This is a genomic window from Buttiauxella cochleicola (assembly GCF_021283185.1).
Classification (GTDB): domain Bacteria; phylum Pseudomonadota; class Gammaproteobacteria; order Enterobacterales; family Enterobacteriaceae; genus Buttiauxella; species Buttiauxella massiliensis.
In genome coordinates, this window is sequence record NZ_JAJSOS010000013.1 from 69,512 (window position 1) to 86,295 (window position 16,784).

A 16,784-nucleotide genomic window follows, 5' to 3' on the forward strand; every position below is an offset into this window, starting at 1 on the left:
TGGATGACGCTTCGCTTATCCCCTACGCCGTTTCAGCCGGTATGAGGGAATTATAAAAAAACCAACCATACCTGTGGAGACTGTGTGATGAATGAATCCATTTATCAACGGATAGAAGACAGTGCGCATTTCAGGGAGTTAGTCGCTAAACGGCAACGGTTTGCCACCATTTTGTCCATCATCATGCTGGTGATTTATATCAGCTTTATCCTGCTAATTGCCTTCGCCCCAGGCTGGCTGGGTACGCCTTTACACGCAGGCACAACCGTGACGCGCGGCATTCCTATTGGTGTTGGCGTGATACTGATTTCCTTCTTCCTGACAGGCATTTATGTCTGGCGGGCGAACGGCGAATTTGACCGCCTGAATAACGCTGTGCTGCGCGAGGTGAAGGTATCATGAAACGTCTTCTCGGCCTTGCTGCCGCACCGCTGCTAAGCCTGCCAGCCTCCGCGTTTGCTGCGGATGCGATTACGGGGGCGGTACAACGCCAGCCCACGAACTGGCAGGCAATTATCATGTTCGTGATTTTTGTCGCCTTTACGTTGGGTATTACCTATTGGGCGTCAAAACGAACCCGCACGCGTAGCGATTACTACACCGCGGGCGGCAATATCACTGGCTTCCAGAATGGCCTGGCGATTGCGGGCGACTATATGTCCGCCGCGTCGTTCCTCGGTATTTCGGCGCTGGTATTCACCTCGGGTTACGACGGCCTGATTTACTCGCTGGGCTTTTTGGTCGGCTGGCCAATTATCCTGTTCCTGATTGCCGAACGCCTGAGAAACCTCGGCAAATATACCTTTGCTGACGTGGCTTCGTATCGTCTGAAACAAGGGCCAATCCGTATTCTGTCGGCCTGCGGCTCTCTGGTGGTTGTGGCGCTTTACCTGATTGCCCAGATGGTGGGCGCGGGCAAACTTATCCAGCTGCTATTTGGCCTGAACTACCACGTTGCGGTGGTGCTGGTTGGCGTGTTGATGGTGATGTACGTATTGTTCGGCGGCATGCTGGCGACGACGTGGGTGCAAATCATCAAAGCCGTGTTGCTGCTGTTCGGCGCAAGTTTCATGGCCTTTATGGTGATGAAACACGTCGGCTTTAGCTTCAACAACCTGTTTGCTGAAGCGATTGCGGTGCATCCGAAAGGTGTGGCGATTATGAGCCCTGGCGGGCTGGTGAAAGACCCGATATCGGCGCTTTCGCTGGGGTTAGGTTTGATGTTTGGTACCGCCGGTTTGCCACATATTTTGATGCGCTTCTTCACTGTGAGCGATGCCCGCGAAGCGCGTAAAAGCGTGCTGTATGCCACCGGTTTCATGGGATATTTCTACATCCTGACCTTTATCATCGGCTTTGGCGCAATCATGTTGGTGGGTGCAAACCCAGCCTTTAAAGATGCTGCTGGCGCACTGATTGGCGGTAACAACATGGCAGCGGTTCACCTCGCGGATGCTGTGGGTGGTAGCTTGTTCTTAGGCTTTATATCGGCAGTTGCCTTCGCCACCATTCTTGCGGTGGTTGCCGGTTTAACGCTTGCGGGTGCATCTGCAGTTTCCCATGACCTCTACGCTAACGTGTTCCGTAAAGGGGCATCTGAGCGTGATGAGCTGAGAGTGTCGAAAATCACCGTTGTGATACTGGGCGTGGTGGCAATCGGGCTTGGGATTTTGTTCGAGAACCAAAACATCGCCTTCATGGTTGGCCTTGCGTTCTCCATTGCGGCGAGCTGTAACTTCCCAATTATTCTGCTCTCCATGTACTGGTCAAAACTGACCACACGCGGCGCGATGATTGGCGGCTGGCTCGGCTTGCTGACAGCGGTTATCTTGATGATCCTCGGCCCAACCGTTTGGGTTCAGGTTCTTGGACACGCAACGGCAATCTTCCCGTATGAATACCCAGCGCTGTTCTCGATTCTGGTGGCGTTCATGGGGATTTGGGTGTTCTCAGCAACCGATAACAGCCCGGAAGGCAATCTCGAACGTGAGAAATTCCGTGCTCAGTTCATCCGTTCCCAGACCGGGATTGGTATTGAACAAGGCCGTGCACACTAATTAGCGTTATCTCTTCCCGGTTCATTTGAGCCGGGAAATTTCTTCTCCGTTTCATCTCACACTTTCCCCCGCGCTACGTGCCGCTACTCACAGTTTATTGCTCGCAACACGTGATAAGCATCACAGAGAACTTCTCCATTTTGGGAGGCTTCTCGCGAATTCAGCCATTGTTTGCTTCAGCCACGTCGCACTCACATCTTCTTGCACGACAACCCTCACCCACCTTCTTATGATTATCCCAACAAGCTACCTGCAAATCCGCGTAGCCGTTCAGCATTCAACAACAACGAGACGTAGTGCGGACTCCCAGGCGGTGGCGAATCAGCCCAGCGCTCAAGCGTATCGGCAAAACGCAGTAATGTTTCCCGGTGCGAAACCGCAGTTTTTACCACCTGAACTGTATCGCCATAGTGTTCACTGATTTGCAGGTCGCTGACGGCAAATGCCACCTGCGAGAACAACTGGCCGTACATTTCAGCATTGCGCCAGGCCGCTTCGAGGCACTCCAGTGTGTCGTTGTGGCAAGTGATGCGCAGCTCGCGCAGTTGATGCAAGGCCGAGGTTGCAAGGAAATGGGCACTCTCTTTTTCAAGCCCGATCAGCTGGCGTTGTTCAGCACCAAGTAGAGGATCGTCAGTCGGGAATAACGGTTGAAAAGCCTGAGCCCAGTTAGCGCTGCGAATATCCGTGTGCAGGAGTTGCTGGGCCTGAGCGTAGCTTTCCGGGATCTGGCTTTGGTAGTGCATCCGACGGCCCAGAAGATTCGGCGTTTTGCAAAGCCAGTCGTAGCTCGATGCGTACAGCGCACTAAATCGCTGGCGGTCGGACTTGCTGCGAAAGCCGAGTTTTTGCTGCTCAATCCAGGTGTCGATGGTGTTTGCCGGTTGAGCCTGGTTAGCATGGTTCAAACCAATAAGATTTATGGCGTTGGCAGAATCCATCGTCAGGCCATCTGGCAGCCACTGCCACGAAACGCGCGAGGTGATGGTTTCAATATTGTGGTCAACGAGGCTGGTTGCCCAACTCAGACGCCCCTGGATCTCATCAGCCAGGAAACACGGCAGGATCGTCCAGCCGTAACCGGTGCCCCAAAGATCGTATTCGATCCACTTTTTATGGCCGGTGAGCGAGACAATATGTGGATGGTTGGCAAAGCCGGGATGGTAATCCAGTTCGGTGGCTTTAATGGACGCGCGAACATCATCCGGCAGGCCCGAGAGTACGCGGGAAAGCTGCTGGCGAGGCCAACTGGTATCAATGAAATCACGCAGGATGAGTTTTTTACCCTGGGCACGTAACAAGCTCCAGACTTGATGCAGACTTTGCTGCCAGCCCTCAGTCTGAAACTGCGGCGTGGTCAGGCTTAATATCAGGCCGCCGAGGTGCGGTAATAACGGTAGTAATTGGGACAAAATCGACGAATAAAACTGCTGCCAGAAATCGGGCGTGCTGCGCTCATCAAAAGAAAACTCCGGAAATTTACGCCTGACGATGTCATCGGTGGGAGCGGCTTCGCCTTGCAGCCAGAAGCTGAGGTTATTTTCCTGCAAATAAACACTGACTTTTTTTAAATATTGCAGGGCATTTTTTTGTTGGTGAATAAGGTTTTCAACATCATGCCGGTAACTAAGTGGTGACGGAATGGCAAGTAACGAAAGTAATTCCTGCTGATGAAGAATAATGCCCGTAAAACCATGCTCTTTGGCAGCATTAACACAGGAAATAAACCACGGCCAGTGCCAAATAAACGGGCTGTTTAACTCCATTAATTGATGCGGAACCAATTTCATCTGAATTACCGGAAATAACGAATTTATCAAAAATACCATGACTTCATGAATGAGGACATTATGAAAAAATATGCATTAGTGGGCACTGGCGGACGCGCTGGTTTATATATCGAAGCCATCAGCGGTAAATGGAAAGAGAATTCGCAACTGGTGGCATTTTGCGACACCAACCAGACGCGCATGAATTACGCCAATAAACTGTTGAGCAATGCAGGTGCAGCGCAGGTATCAACCTGGAAAGCGGCGGATTTTGAAACCATGATCCGCGAGACGCGCCCGGATATTATCATCGTCACCACTATGGACCGCACCCATGACGATTACATCGTGCGTGCACTGCATGCCGGTTGTGATGTGATTACCGAAAAACCGATGACGATTGATGAGCAACGCGCTTTGCGCATTCTCGACGCCATCGAAGAAACGGGCCGCCAGGTGCGCGTGGCATTTAACTATCGTTACGCACCGCATCACAGCAAAATCCGCGAGTTGCTGATGGAAGAAACCATTGGCGAGGTGTTTTCAGTGCATTTCGAATGGCTGCTGAACACCGAGCATGGCGCAGATTATTTCCGCCGCTGGCACCGCGAAAAACGCAACAGCGGCGGCCTGCTGGTGCACAAATCGACCCACCATTTTGACCTGATGAACTTCTGGCTGGGCAGTTATCCGGAACGTGTTTATGCCGAAGGCGGTTTGCGTTTTTATGGCAAAGAGAATGCGGAAAAACGCGGAGTGGCACAGTTTTATCCTCGAGCTCATGGCTTTGCTGCGGCGAAAGATGATCCGTTTGCGCTGCATATGGAAGAAAATGCGCAGCTTAAAGCGCTGTATCTGGATGCGGAGCATGAAGATAACTACTACCGCGACCAGAGTGTTTTCAGCGATGGAATCAACATCGAAGACACGTTATCCGTGCTGGTGAAGTACCAAAACCAGGTACAGATGACCTATTCGCTTAATGCGTTTTTGCCGTGGGAAGGGCTGAATGTGGTGTTCAACGGCAGCCGCGGGCGGCTTGAGATGAAACTGGTGGAAATGTCTTATGTGAATGCCGGTGGCGACCGTGAAAACGAAGGTAGCCTGGAAAGCTGCGATATCACCGTGTTCCCGATGTTCGCCGCACCTTACAAAGCCGACTTCAGTATTGGCGCGGGCGGCCACGGCGGTGGCGACAACGCGATGTTGGCCGATTTATTTGGCGAGCTGAGTAACGACCCATTAAAACGCGCCGCCGATCACCGCGATGGGGCAATGTCGATTTTGACCGGTATCGCCGGGAATATTTCAATGCAGCAACAGCGCCCGGTTTGGTTTAAAGAGTTTGAGTTGGTTTCACGACTGAAAAGTAAGTAAGCGCTTACTGGGTGGATTAGCCACCCAGTATTAAAACATCAACCAGCTTAGCAACGGCGCGATCAGCACCATCACCACACCGGAAAACATCATCACTAAACTGGCGACCACACCTTCCTGCGGGCCAAGTTCGTAGGAACGTGCGGTGCCAGCGCCGTGAGAAGCGGCACCAAAACCCGCGCCTTTTGCCATTCCTTCACGAATGGCGAGGCGCAAAAACAGCACGTCGCCCACCGCCATACCAAACACGCCCGTCACTACCACAAATAACGCCACCAACTCCGGCTGCCCGCCGAGTGGTTTGGCTGCGGCTAATGCAAAGGGTGTGGTAATCGAACGTACCGCCAGGCTACGTTGAATTTCATCGGGCAAAGTAAATAAACGCGCCAGCCAAACCGAACTGGTTACCGCAACAACAGTGGCGGTGATAACCCCCGACGAAAGCGACATCCAGTGGCGTTTAATCACATTTAGATTGTCATAAACCGGCACTGCAAAGGCGATAGTCGCCGGGCCAAGCAGCCACAATAACCAGTGCGCTTCACCCATATAATTTTGATAGGAGATATGACCAAAAACTAACATCACCACCAGCAATACCGGCGTTAAAATCAACGGCATCAGAGGCAATTTTCGAAAGCGGCGATAGAGTTTTTTATTGGCAAAATAGAGCCCAAGGGTAATAACCAGGCACAACAGACTCAGCTGAAAGTTACTCACCACGAGCCTGCCTGCGAGCATTTCGCGCCAGCTCATAACGATAAACTTTATCCACCACCAGCGCAGTAGCACCCAGTACCAGTGAAGTGCTGATGGCAATCACGATGAAGATACGCCAACCATCTACCATCAGTAATTCGGCATAGTTCACCACCGCGACCACGGCGGGCACAAAGAACAGCAGCATTTCAGCTAATAACCAGCGGGAACCCGCACGAACCCACTTCAGCGGTACCACCCGGCAGACAATCAACACCAGTAACAGCACCATTCCCACAAGGTTTGCAGGAAGCGGTAAATTCCACCAGTCAACCAACTGTTGGGCGAGAATGAACAATCCTGCGTAAAGCGCAACTTGCACCGGCACCTGAATACGGCGGAAAAGAACAGGCGTAAAACCACGTAACGCCAGGGCCATGAGATTGGCACTCCAAAGAAATGTGAGCTTGTAATTATAGTTAGCTCACTTCAACGATAGAAATGAATTAAAATCATCACAGGTATAGTCAACAGGAATAATTATGGACATCAGGACGCTACGTTATTTTGTTGAAGTGGTTCGCCAGCAAAGTTTTACCCGTGCGGCCCAAAAGATGTTCGTCACCCAGCCGACCATAAGCAAGATGCTGCGTAACCTCGAAGATGAGCTGGGTTGTACTCTGCTTATTCGTGATGGCCGCAAACTATTACTGACTGATACCGGGGAGGTGGTTTATCAACGAGGATTAACCATTTTGGCGGAATTTCGCCAGTTGGAAGCCGAACTTGGTGATATCAACCATCTCAACAAAGGCGTGTTGCGCCTTGGTATTCCACCGATGGTCGGCACCATGATGGCAGGGCCAATTAGCCTATATCGCCAGCGCTATCCAGGTGTTGAATTAAAGATTTCAGAGTTTGGCGGTTTAACGGTGCAGCAGGCTGTTCTTAATGGCGAGCTGGATTTAGCCATGACCGCGTTGCCTTTTGAAGATGAGCACCACACTTTCTGCTCGTTACCTTTGCTGCATAATCCGCTGTGTGTGCTGGTTCCGCGCTCCGGCCCATGGACCACACGAGAAAGTATCGACCCCATAGAGCTTGCCGGACATCCTCTGCTTATCTACAACGAGGATTTCGCGTTAAGCCGCCAGTTAATTCAGCTCTTCCAGGAGCATGGGTTTACTCCGCGGATTGCGGTACGTAGCGGTCAGTGGGATTTTCTGGCCGCGATGGTGCAGGCCGGTGTAGGGATTGCGATTCTACCGGAGATTATTTGCCAAAAACTGGATAAAAATACGCTGATGTGGCTGCCATTAAACAGCGATTTAACGTGGCAACTGGCAATGATTTGGCGCGATGGGGTTTATATTTCGCAAAGTGCGCAGGCATGGATTGCCTGCTGTAAGGAGTTTTGGCCGGTCAGTTCATAGCGTCCTCTCCCCGGAAAATTTGTCAGGTTGAGATCTTTAAGCTTCGCTGATTTTCCGTTCACCCGTGCGTTCAGTTATCTCTTTAATGCCCGCAAACGGTGAACGTGCCATGGGGATAACGACATCCCCCTGGCGACCCCGTCGCCCGGTGATTAAATTGCCGCTGCGCGGTAAACCCCAGCTTATCCCCAACATCAGGGTCGTTCGCGACTCGTTCCAGACGATCGCTCTCTTTCGCTGCTCCCGGCAGCTCAACCCTGACTTATGGGGAACACTGGGGCAATTTATACCGGGAACAAGGTCAAAACCGGTTTGGCTTTTGACCTTAGCTTTTGACGTTGACCTCTGGTTCCGGCTTCAATCGCCTCCATTTTGACTCCAGGTGGCCGGGTCCAGCCGTCGGGAACGGCTGGAGGGCGCGATCGTCTGGAACGAATCGCAACCGACCCGGACACGGAGGCAAAATGGAGGTTTACCGCTTGCGGCGATTGATTTGCCGGGAGTCCGGGTTCTTAGGGTGGCGACGGTGGCCACCCTAAGTCGTTCACCGGTTCAGTGGCTATATAAAACACTGAACTCCGGGTGAACGGAACTGTCTCGCGACTCACAGAAATGTGACTAAGAGACAGCGCCCCCAGGAGAGGACGAGGAATCGACGATTACTGCTGCTCCACCAGCAACGCTTCCAGCAAATCCAAATCGTGCAGCAGCTTCATCAACGTCTCGTTGCTGATTTTCTGCGTGGCGCGTAAATGGTAAAGCTCGGCACGCTCGGAGCGAAGTGCAGCCAGGCGGAACCGGCGCTCAAGGTTCTCTTCAAGCTCACTACTTTCTACATCGTTACGCCCGTCAGCCCGGCGGCGTAGGTTCCCGATAACCCGCGAACTGACCTCTTTTAACAGCTGATCGTCGATGTTTTCGTTCACGTCGGCGTGCAGGCGCTCTTCCATTTTCTCGATGGCGACAATCGCCACTTCTGCCGTCGCAGCGCGGGCGATACGTTCTTCCTGGCGCGCCATGGATTTGTCGGGAACTTCCACGTTACGCAATAAAATCGGCAGCATAATGACCCCGGTAAAGAGCGAGAACAGAATCACGCCGGTGGCAAGGAAGATAAGCTCATAACGCGCCGGGAAAGGCGTTCCATCACCTAACAGCAACGGAATGGACAACACACCGGCAAGGGTAATCGCCCCGCGCACGCCAGCAAACGATGCAATACACAGCTCGCGCATGGTGTAAGAGCCGAACTCCAGCGGGCGCTTTTTCATAAAGCGTAAACTGATGCGTTTCATCGCCCACAGCCACAAGAAACGCACGCCAATCAGGGCGAAATAGATAAGCCCGACGTCGACAAACAGCATCCATAATTCGACGTTCGGATCGGCGTTTGCCGCCGCAATCGACGTTTTCATGATGCTGGGTAATTGCAGGCCTAACAGCAAGAACACCATGCCGTTAAACACAAATTCGAGCATCGCCCACACGCTGTTTGCACGCAGGCGCATTGCCAGTGGCGCGCTGCGTAATACGCCAGAACGGGTGATCGTCATACCCGCAGCAACGGCTGCAAGGATGCCGGACACGCCGATGTGTTCGGCAATCAGGTAAGAAGCAAATGGCAACAGCAGAAGCAGCAGGATTTGCGTGGCGGGTTCGTCACCGCTCCAGCGGCTCATCAGACGCAGCGATTTGCCGTACAACCAGCTGACTGCAATTCCCGCCAACAGCCCGCCTATCGCCACTTTGAAGAACTCGAGCGTGGCACCGCCGACAGTAAACACCATGGTGCCCACCGCCACTGCGACTGCCATTTTCAGCGATACCAGGCCAGAGGCGTCGTTCATCAACGCTTCACCCTGCAAAATCCCCATGATTTTCTTTGGAATTCGCCCTTCTCCGACAATACCGGAAAGCGCCACGGCGTCGGTCGGCGAGAGTACAGCTGCCAGTGCAAAAGCCGGAATCAACGGGATTCCTGGCACCAGGAAGTAAATCAGGAAACCAATGCCGACAACGGTGACCAGCACCAGAACCAACGCAAGTCCGATGATTTCTCGCCCGTGGTTGAGGAATTCGTGAGTCGGCGTTTTCCAACCATCCGCAAATAGCAGCGGCGGAATAAACAGCACCAGGAACAGTTCCGGGTTGAAGTCGACATGCAAACCAAAGTGCGGCCAGGCGAGTACGGCACCGATTGCAATTTGCATTAACGGAAGCGGGATCTGGAATGGCAGCATGCGTGTAGCTACCCCAGAAAGAGAAACCACAAGGGTCATGATGAGAATGGTAAAGAAGATTTCCATACTGTCCTTAGTCGAGGTGTTTTGTGAAACCCTTTTTGCAGGATGTTGTGTTACCCAATAGTAAAACAACTTTTTATACCCGAAGGAAACAGGAAATAACTTGAAGTGGTTTTGGGAGGATTACTCAGAGTTTTTACTCTAAATAATTCGAGTTGCAGGTAGGCGGCAAAGGAGCGAATCCCCAGGAGCTTACTAAAGTAAGTGACTGGGGTTCGCGAGTGCAGCCAACAACCCTGCAGCTCGAAGTATGACGAGTAAAATTAAATTGCCCAGCCGCCTGCATAGAACGCGACTAAAGCTATTGCGATAACCACGGTTCCGATGTTCAGCTTGCGCCACTCACCAGAGACGATACGGCCAATCACCAGAGTTGCGAAACCAATCATGATGCCGGTAACGATGTTACAGGTCAGCACGATAAATACCGCAGTAATCAGGCCCGCCATGGCATCAACAAAATCTTCAAAATCGATTTTGCCCACGTTGCTCAGCATCAGCAAACCAACATACATCAGCGCCGGAGCGGTTGCGTATGCTGGAACCAGATAAGAGAGCGGAGAGAGGAACAGAATCAGCAGGAACAGCACACCAACGGTGATTGCTGTCAGGCCGGTTTTACCGCCTGCAGCAGTACCTGCCGCAGATTCGATGTAAACCGCAGCAGGAGCCGCACCCACCAGGCCTGAGAACACGGAGCTCAGGGAGTCGGTAGTTAGCGCTTTGCCGCCATCGATGATTTGACCGTCTTTATCCAGCAGATTTGCCTGGCCCGCAACGGCGCGGATAGTGCCTGTTGCATCAAATACCGCAGTCATTACCAACGCCAGAACGCTTGGCAACACCACTGGGTTCAACGCACCCATGATATCCAGGCTACCGATCAGCGAGTTGCCCGCTTCATCTTTCAGCGAAGGCATAGCGAAGATGCCAGAGAAATGAACGCTTGGGTCAAAAATCAGGCCGAAAACAGAAATACCGATGATGGTCAGCAGAATGCCGCCAGGGACTTTCAGTTTTTCCAGACCGATGATCACCGCAAGGCCAATCAGCGACATAATAACCGGGAAGCTATCGAAATGGCCGAGCGCAACTGGCAAGCCATCCAGCGGGTTTTTAATGACCAGGCCGACACCGTTTGCGGCAATCAGCAGCAGGAACAGGCCGATACCGATACCAGTACCATGCGCAACACCCATCGGTAAGTTACGCAAAATCCAGCTACGAATACCGGTTGCAGAGATGATGGTGAACAACACACCCATCAGGAACACGGCGCCTAAAGCAACCGGAACGCTGATGTGTTGGCCGAGCACCAGGCTGAAAGCGGTAAACGCAGTCAGTGAAATGGCACAACCGATTGCCAGCGGCAGGTTTGCCCAAAGGCCCATGACAAGTGAGCCAACACCGGCTACCAGACAAGTCGCCACAAAGACCGCCGCAGGCGGGAAACCTGCTTTACCGAGCATGCCCGGTACGACGATTACGGAGTACACCATCGCAAGGAAGGTGGTTAAACCCGCTACAACTTCCTGACGAACGGTGCTACCACGCGCAGATATTTTGAACCAGGCGTCAATGCCGCCGGTTGCACGCGGAGAATGATTAGACATAGTGAAAAATCCCCTGAGATTTTTATGATTACGTTGGTGTGCGTGGTGGACAATCCACTGCCAGTTAAACGTTTTAAATCGAATTTATCCCTGTGCTGCGTTTATGACAAAAAAGGGCGTCACAAAAAAAGCAAACGTTTAACTCCACGCATACAAACTGGGTGTCAAAATTAAGGCAAACGATTATCCGGCCTTCTTACATGGATTTTCAACCGAACTTTGTCGCTTTTTGCCGAAAAATGCGTTAGCAGGTTAAAATATCGCCACCTCGTGCGCAAACGTTATCGTCGATGCGCAATTTAGCAACAATGATGCAAGATACGGGGAATGCATTTTCCTGGCTCATAGGATTTTTCGATACCTGCACTTAAGGTATTTCGAACGGGCCGCCCTGCTGAATGGCTCTCTGCCAGGCCGGACGGATTTGGATTTGGTTATACCAGTTTTGTAAATTCGGCAGATCGTTTATACCGCCGCGAGATAGTAAAGCGATAACAGGGAAACTCATCTGAATATCTGCAGCACTTAGCGCTTGCCCGGCAAACCACGGCGTTTGTTGCAGGCAATCTTCGAGGTAACGCGCATGCGTCAAAATCTGTTTATTGAGATACGCTTTTTGCACACCCTGCCCTAATAAATTTCCCACCGGACGCAGTAACCACGGCACCGGCGCTTTGCCCAGGCTGCCAAATACCAGTTTCATCATTAATAACGGCATCAACGATCCTTCGGCGTAATGCAGCCAGAAGCGATAACGCAGTTTGTCCTCGCAGGAAATCGGTTTGAGGCGACTTTCGGGATCGTAGGTTTCTTGCAAATATTCGATGATGGCCCCAGATTCCGCGATGATGTTGCCGTTATCTTCCACCACCGGCGATTTCCCCAGCGGGTGCACGGCTTTTAACGAGTCGGGCGCAAGCATGGTCGGTTCGCGTTGGTAGCGCACAATTTGGTACGGCACCTGAAGCTCTTCAAGCATCCATAAAATACGCTGCGAGCGGGAGTTATTAAGGTGATGAACGATAAGCATGAGGTAACCTTCTGTTTAGCAAGATGCGTTAACTATAGGAAACGTTGAGAAGTCTGCAGTATTAGAATTGTTCAAAAAACATGCTGTTTTGCCTTGAAACCTGACTGAGCCTGGCTACACTTAAGTTGTCAGCGCAATCCGGAACCTCCTGAGAATGTGTGATTGAGGGACGCTGATGTCGGGGGAAACCCTCCTTGCGAAAAGCGGGATAGATCGAAAGACAAAGACCGGGTAATAAACTAAAGCGCCGAAGTTGGGCGCTTTAGTTTTGCCTGCTATTGAGGTTAATCATCTTCCAGTAAACGAGCGCCCGTACCCTCTTCACCGAGTTTATCGCCTGGGTTTCGCAGCGGGCAGTCAGCACCCGATAAACAACCGCAACCAATGCAGCCATCTAGTTCATCACGCAGCGCGGTCAGCATATTGATGCGCCGATCCAGTTCTTCGCGCCATTGCGACGACATCTTTTTCCAGTCGTTTTTATTGATTTTGTGGCCGTCGGGGAGCACGCCAAACTCTTCGCCAATGGTCGAAAGCGGAATGCCGATTCGCTGTGCGATTTTAATAATGGCGACGTTTCGCAGCACATCACGCGTGTAACGACGCTGGTTTCCGCTGTTTCTTCTGCTTTTAATAAGCCCCTTGCTCTCATAGAAATGCAAAGCCGAAACGGCCACGCCGCTACGCTTCGCCACTTCGCCAGGACTGAGTAAGGGTTTAAAGCGCGGTAATTTCTTTTCCATAATGCTCTTTACCTAAAGTTAACTTGAGGAATTATACTCGCTGCCAACAAAACCTGCTAACGAACAAACAGGCTTGAGGATGGCTTATGGCACACCAGGACATTATTCAAACTTTGACTGAATGGATTGACGATCACATTGATCAACCGCTGAACATTGATGTTGTGGCAAAAAAATCAGGCTATTCAAAATGGTATCTTCAGCGGATGTTCCGCACCGTGAAGCGCCAGACGTTAGGTGAATACATTCGCCAGCGCCGTTTGTTGATGGCGGCCAAAGAGTTGCGTAGCACCCAGCGACCAATTTTTGATATCGCGATGGACTACGGTTACGTTTCCCAGCAGACATTTTCGCGTGTTTTCCGCCGTGAGTTTGACCGTACACCCACTGATTATCGTCACCACGCCTGACGGGACGTGCCGCAATATTGTTACCTGAACACGCAAAGATGGGTCAGAAAATGCGCCATACAACTGGCGATTAAAAGAACAAATGTGATATAGTTCACAAATCCTGTGAGACAGGATTTTTATTACATTTTCTGCACCCTATTCATTCCCCTGACGGTCCCGAGCTGTAATTGTTGCGCTTTATGTCGCGCATAACCGTTGAGCGTAATGAGTTATGTGATTAAGGAACAATTTTCATGGCGGCAATTACTACCAGCGTTTTATTGATGCGCTGGCCTTTAGTCAGTGCAGTGCTGATGTTTTTAGCCAGCACGTTGAATATCCAGTTTCGCAAATCCGATTACACGTTTTTTGCCATCGTCAGCAGCATGCTGGGGATTGCATCTGCTTTGTGGTTTGCGACCGGTTTATTAGGGTTAGAACTGGCTGATTTCCCGGTTATCTGGGCATCGTTTAAAGACATCATGATTGAGATCTCAAGCCATGCGCCGCCTGAGTGGCCAATGGTAATGACCTGATTGCCAGGATTAGAATTGATAACGGCCTCATTGCGAGGCCGTTTTTGTTTTACTGGCAAGCTGCTACACATTACGTCCCGGAATAGATGTCGAAGCTAAAGTATTTCGAGGCGAGCTTTTTATAAGTGCCATCCGCAATAATCTGGCTTATCGCTCCATTGAGCGCTTCACGTAATTCGGTATCATCCTTTCGCAAACCAATTGCAGCACCGGCACCGAATAGTTCAGGGTCCTGCAACGCTCCGCCTATCATGGCAAAATCTTTACCCTGCGGTTTATTCAGGAAACTGTATTCCGCCATTACACCGGAAAGCACAGCACCATCAATACGCCCGGATTCTAAATCCTGCACCACCAAATCAGCCCCCTGATAAGCAACGACATTTACGCCAGAATTACGCCAGTTTTTATTGGCATAAGCTTCTTGAGCAGATCCTTGCTCAACACCAATCGTTTTACCTTTTAACTGTTCAAGTTCAGGTTTGATGTTGGTATTTTTATGTGCGACCAGAAATACTGGGCCGTTATAAATTTTATCGGTAAAGGCGACCTGCTCTTTTCGTTTTTCCGTCATATACATCCCGGAAAGAATGGCATCAAACTTTCTGGCTTGCAGCGCAGGAATAATCGCATCGAAATTATTCTCTACCCACACGCATTTCGCCTGAAGTTTCTCGCAAATAGCATTTCCTAAATCAATATCAAAGCCGACCACCTTGCCATTAGCGTCTTTTGATTCAAAAGGGGCAAATGTCGGGTCCACACCAAAACGAATTTCTTTAATATTATTTGCCAATGCCGAAGTTGTCGCCAGCAGAGCAATTAATGGCAGAATGTATTTTTTCATATTAGCTCCAGCAGTTAACGACAATAAGTTTGGACTAAGCGGGAAAAGAACGAGGCGCCGGTAGAAATAATGTCATCATTAAAGTCATACCCTGGGTTATGCACCATACAGCCACCCTTATCGCCCTTCTCTCCATTCCCTAACAGGAAATAACTACCCGGACGCTCTTGCAGCATAAAAGCAAAATCTTCGCTGCCGGTCGAAGGGAGAACTTTATCGAGCACCGCATCTTTACCAAAGAACTCAACGGCCAGCTCTCGGGCAAACGCCGTTTGCTCATCATCATTAATCAGCACTGGATAGGAGTCGTAAACTTCCACTTCACAACTTGCACCAAAACTTTGAGCAGTAAAATCTGCTAACTCTTCAATCCGTTTAATCAGCAGATCGCGGATCTCCGGCTTCATCGCGCGCACGGTTAATTCCATCACCGCAGTATCTGGAATAACGTTGGAAGCAATGCCCGACTGGAATGTTCCCACGGTAACAATCGCGGTTTCACCCGGAGTGACATTACGAGAAACAATGGTTTGCAACGCGGTAATTAACGCAGCCCCAGTGACGATTGGGTCGACAGTACGATGTGGATAAGCACCGTGGCCGCCATAACCTTTGATGGTAATTTTTACCGTATCCGCCGAGGCCATGAAATTGCCGGAATAGAACCCGAGCTTCCCTGTTGGCAAGCCAGGCATATTGTGGAGGGCAAAAACTCGGTCACAAGGGAAGCGGTCGAATAACCCGTCTTTAATCATTAAATCTGCACCGCCAATCGCTTCTTCGGCTGGCTGGAAAATAAGATGCACAGTGCCATTAAACTCACAGGCATTTGAGGCAATATATTTCGCTGCAGCTAATAAGATGGTGGTGTGGCCATCATGCCCGCAGGCATGCATTTTGCCAGGCACTGTACTGGCCCAGGGTAAATTGGTTTCTTCAAAAATAGGTAATGCATCCATATCAGCACGCAGGCCAATAGATTTATTCGAATCCCCTTTTTTCAAAGAACCCACAACACCAGTAGTGCCAATTCCTCGAGTGACTTTATATCCCCAGGATTCAAGTTGCTTTGCTACTAAATCACTGGTTTTAAACTCTTCCAGACTTAATTCTGGGTTTGCATGCAGATAATGACGTATTGCAATCATCTCATCTTCTGATGCTTTTATTTCTGGAATAACGAAATCCGTCATGCTGCGCTCCGGTGGAGTTATAAGTGTTTGTGTTTGCATAAACAACTTAGCTGGATAACGTTTTAATGCAAGCAGGAATACTTATGACGCGGAGTGAAACATTCAAAATATTAATAGATAATTTTGATGTAAGTGTTAAAAAGAAAAACCCCGCGAACGGGGTTTTTAATAATTCTAAATGCCAGAACCAATATTAGAATGGAATATCGTCATCGAAATCCATTGGTGGTTCATTGTTAGATGGTGCTGGAGCGCTCTGCTGCGGGCGAGATTGTTGCGCGCCGCCGCTGAACTGGTTACCACCTTGCTGCGGTTGCTGAGGCTGACCCCAACCACCTTGTTGTTGGCCTGGAGCACCGCCGCCGGCAGGAGCACCACCCGCTGCACGTCCACCCAACATTTGCATGGTGCCGCCAACGTTAACCACGACTTCGGTAGTGTACTTTTCAACACCAGCCTGGTCAGTCCATTTACGAGTTTGCAATGCACCTTCGATATAAACCTGGGAGCCTTTACGCAGGTATTCGCCTGCTACTTCTGCCAGTTTGCCAAACAGCACTACACGGTGCCATTCAGTTTTTTCTTTGGTTTCGCCGGTTTGCTTATCGCGCCAGGACTCTGACGTGGCCAGAGTAATGTTGGCAACTGCGCCACCATTTGGCATGTAGCGTACTTCCGGGTCTTGACCCAGATTCCCGACGAGAATCACCTTGTTTACGCCTCTGCTGGCCATGATCGTGTCTCCTGAAACGTTTAATAAGTAGTGTAAACCCTCGATTCTACCACGCCACC

General features: G+C 50.7%; 17 protein-coding genes. 6 read left to right on the forward strand and 11 right to left on the reverse strand.

The annotated features are described in order from the left end of the window. Positions 1-87: 87 nt before the first annotated feature. Together LVQ76_RS18700 and actP are read left to right on the forward strand one after the other, a co-directional pair. On the forward strand, positions 88-402 hold the full coding sequence (locus tag LVQ76_RS18700) for a DUF485 domain-containing protein (RefSeq protein WP_232865381.1): 315 nt from the start codon (positions 88-90) through the stop codon (positions 400-402). Then, positions 399-2,057, forward strand: coding sequence for a cation/acetate symporter ActP (gene actP / locus LVQ76_RS18705; RefSeq protein WP_232922246.1), 1,659 nt, complete (start codon positions 399-401; stop codon positions 2,055-2,057). The genes LVQ76_RS18700 and actP overlap by 4 nt, the downstream gene beginning before the upstream one ends. Before the next feature lie 233 nt (positions 2,058-2,290). Here the strand turns inward: actP and LVQ76_RS18710 are convergent, their stop codons facing one another. Further along, positions 2,291-3,847, reverse strand: coding sequence for a hypothetical protein (locus LVQ76_RS18710; protein ID WP_232922247.1), 1,557 nt, complete (start codon positions 3,845-3,847; stop codon positions 2,291-2,293). A gap of 60 nt (positions 3,848-3,907) precedes the next feature. Between LVQ76_RS18710 and LVQ76_RS18715 the strand changes: the two genes are divergently transcribed. Then, positions 3,908-5,203, forward strand: a complete 1,296-nt coding sequence (locus LVQ76_RS18715) for a Gfo/Idh/MocA family protein (RefSeq protein ID WP_232922248.1) — start codon at positions 3,908-3,910, stop codon at positions 5,201-5,203. A 30-nt stretch (positions 5,204-5,233) separates the two neighbouring features. Here LVQ76_RS18715 and LVQ76_RS18720 read toward each other — a convergent pair whose 3' ends face one another. Both LVQ76_RS18720 and LVQ76_RS18725 read right to left on the reverse strand, forming a co-directional pair. Beyond that, positions 5,234-5,923 (reverse strand): LrgB family protein, encoded by a 690-nt coding sequence (locus LVQ76_RS18720; protein WP_232922249.1) that lies wholly within the window; start codon positions 5,921-5,923, stop codon positions 5,234-5,236. Then, positions 5,916-6,341 carry a CidA/LrgA family protein gene (locus tag LVQ76_RS18725; protein ID WP_232922250.1) on the reverse strand — a complete coding sequence of 142 codons (426 nt, stop codon included), beginning with the start codon at positions 6,339-6,341 and terminating at the stop codon, positions 5,916-5,918. Before LVQ76_RS18725 ends, LVQ76_RS18720 begins: the two co-directional genes overlap by 8 nt. 103 nt (positions 6,342-6,444) lie before the next feature. Between LVQ76_RS18725 and LVQ76_RS18730 the strand changes: the two genes are divergently transcribed. Then, positions 6,445-7,335 (forward strand): LysR family transcriptional regulator, encoded by an 891-nt coding sequence (locus LVQ76_RS18730; RefSeq protein WP_232865375.1) that lies wholly within the window; start codon positions 6,445-6,447, stop codon positions 7,333-7,335. A 36-nt stretch (positions 7,336-7,371) separates the two neighbouring features. Here LVQ76_RS18730 and LVQ76_RS18735 read toward each other — a convergent pair whose 3' ends face one another. The 5 genes from LVQ76_RS18735 to soxR form a co-directional block, all read right to left on the reverse strand. After that, positions 7,372-7,530 (reverse strand): hypothetical protein, encoded by a 159-nt coding sequence (locus LVQ76_RS18735; protein ID WP_232922251.1) that lies wholly within the window; start codon positions 7,528-7,530, stop codon positions 7,372-7,374. 464 nt (positions 7,531-7,994) lie between these two features. After that, the gene (locus tag LVQ76_RS18740) at positions 7,995-9,641 is read right to left on the reverse strand and encodes a Na+/H+ antiporter (RefSeq protein ID WP_232865374.1); all 1,647 of its coding nucleotides are present in this window, start codon (positions 9,639-9,641) and stop codon (positions 7,995-7,997) included. A gap of 260 nt (positions 9,642-9,901) precedes the next feature. Then, positions 9,902-11,251 (reverse strand): NCS2 family permease, encoded by a 1,350-nt coding sequence (locus LVQ76_RS18745; protein WP_232865373.1) that lies wholly within the window; start codon positions 11,249-11,251, stop codon positions 9,902-9,904. A 367-nt stretch (positions 11,252-11,618) separates the two neighbouring features. Further along, positions 11,619-12,281: a glutathione S-transferase family protein gene (locus LVQ76_RS18750; protein ID WP_232865372.1), complete on the reverse strand. Its 663-nt coding sequence runs from the start codon at positions 12,279-12,281 to the stop codon at positions 11,619-11,621. Positions 12,282-12,565: 284 nt separating this feature from the next. Further along, positions 12,566-13,024 (reverse strand): redox-sensitive transcriptional activator SoxR, encoded by a 459-nt coding sequence (gene soxR, locus LVQ76_RS18755; protein ID WP_120066667.1) that lies wholly within the window; start codon positions 13,022-13,024, stop codon positions 12,566-12,568. 86 nt (positions 13,025-13,110) lie between these two features. Between soxR and soxS the strand changes: the two genes are divergently transcribed. Together soxS and LVQ76_RS18765 are read left to right on the forward strand one after the other, a co-directional pair. Next, complete coding sequence (soxS, locus tag LVQ76_RS18760) at positions 13,111-13,434, forward strand: superoxide response transcriptional regulator SoxS (RefSeq protein WP_232865371.1); 324 nt, start codon at positions 13,111-13,113, stop codon at positions 13,432-13,434. A gap of 236 nt (positions 13,435-13,670) precedes the next feature. Further along, positions 13,671-13,952 (forward strand): YjcB family protein, encoded by a 282-nt coding sequence (locus LVQ76_RS18765; RefSeq protein ID WP_232865370.1) that lies wholly within the window; start codon positions 13,671-13,673, stop codon positions 13,950-13,952. A gap of 70 nt (positions 13,953-14,022) precedes the next feature. Here the strand turns inward: LVQ76_RS18765 and LVQ76_RS18770 are convergent, their stop codons facing one another. From LVQ76_RS18770 to ssb1, 3 genes are all read right to left on the reverse strand, one after another. Further along, entirely contained in the window at positions 14,023-14,799 is a 777-nt protein-coding gene (locus LVQ76_RS18770; RefSeq protein WP_232865361.1) for an ABC transporter substrate-binding protein, read from the reverse strand. Positions 14,800-14,813: 14 nt separating this feature from the next. Next, positions 14,814-15,992 carry a M20 aminoacylase family protein gene (locus tag LVQ76_RS18775; protein WP_232865360.1) on the reverse strand — a complete coding sequence of 393 codons (1,179 nt, stop codon included), beginning with the start codon at positions 15,990-15,992 and terminating at the stop codon, positions 14,814-14,816. Positions 15,993-16,185: 193 nt separating this feature from the next. Further along, a complete protein-coding gene (ssb1, locus tag LVQ76_RS18780) occupies positions 16,186-16,725 on the reverse strand; it encodes a single-stranded DNA-binding protein SSB1 (RefSeq protein ID WP_232865359.1) in 540 nt (179 codons plus the stop codon). Positions 16,726-16,784 lie beyond the last annotated feature (59 nt).

Coding starts and splice junctions, on each gene's coding strand:
- ssb1 (WP_232865359.1), bottom strand. CDS start 16,725: ATGGCCAGCAGAGGCGTAAACAAGGTGATTCTCGTCGGGAATCTGGGT.
- actP (WP_232922246.1), top strand. CDS start 399: ATGAAACGTCTTCTCGGCCTTGCTGCCGCACCGCTGCTAAGCCTGCCA.
- LVQ76_RS18710 (WP_232922247.1), bottom strand. CDS start 3,847: ATGAAATTGGTTCCGCATCAATTAATGGAGTTAAACAGCCCGTTTATT.
- LVQ76_RS18725 (WP_232922250.1), bottom strand. CDS start 6,341: ATGGCCCTGGCGTTACGTGGTTTTACGCCTGTTCTTTTCCGCCGTATT.
- LVQ76_RS18750 (WP_232865372.1), bottom strand. CDS start 12,281: ATGCTTATCGTTCATCACCTTAATAACTCCCGCTCGCAGCGTATTTTA.
- LVQ76_RS18735 (WP_232922251.1), bottom strand. CDS start 7,530: ATGTTGGGGATAAGCTGGGGTTTACCGCGCAGCGGCAATTTAATCACC.
- LVQ76_RS18765 (WP_232865370.1), top strand. CDS start 13,671: ATGGCGGCAATTACTACCAGCGTTTTATTGATGCGCTGGCCTTTAGTC.
- LVQ76_RS18775 (WP_232865360.1), bottom strand. CDS start 15,992: ATGACGGATTTCGTTATTCCAGAAATAAAAGCATCAGAAGATGAGATG.
- soxR (WP_120066667.1), bottom strand. CDS start 13,024: ATGGAAAAGAAATTACCGCGCTTTAAACCCTTACTCAGTCCTGGCGAA.
- LVQ76_RS18730 (WP_232865375.1), top strand. CDS start 6,445: ATGGACATCAGGACGCTACGTTATTTTGTTGAAGTGGTTCGCCAGCAA.
- LVQ76_RS18745 (WP_232865373.1), bottom strand. CDS start 11,251: ATGTCTAATCATTCTCCGCGTGCAACCGGCGGCATTGACGCCTGGTTC.
- LVQ76_RS18700 (WP_232865381.1), top strand. CDS start 88: ATGAATGAATCCATTTATCAACGGATAGAAGACAGTGCGCATTTCAGG.
- LVQ76_RS18740 (WP_232865374.1), bottom strand. CDS start 9,641: ATGGAAATCTTCTTTACCATTCTCATCATGACCCTTGTGGTTTCTCTT.
- LVQ76_RS18715 (WP_232922248.1), top strand. CDS start 3,908: ATGAAAAAATATGCATTAGTGGGCACTGGCGGACGCGCTGGTTTATAT.
- LVQ76_RS18770 (WP_232865361.1), bottom strand. CDS start 14,799: ATGAAAAAATACATTCTGCCATTAATTGCTCTGCTGGCGACAACTTCG.
- soxS (WP_232865371.1), top strand. CDS start 13,111: ATGGCACACCAGGACATTATTCAAACTTTGACTGAATGGATTGACGAT.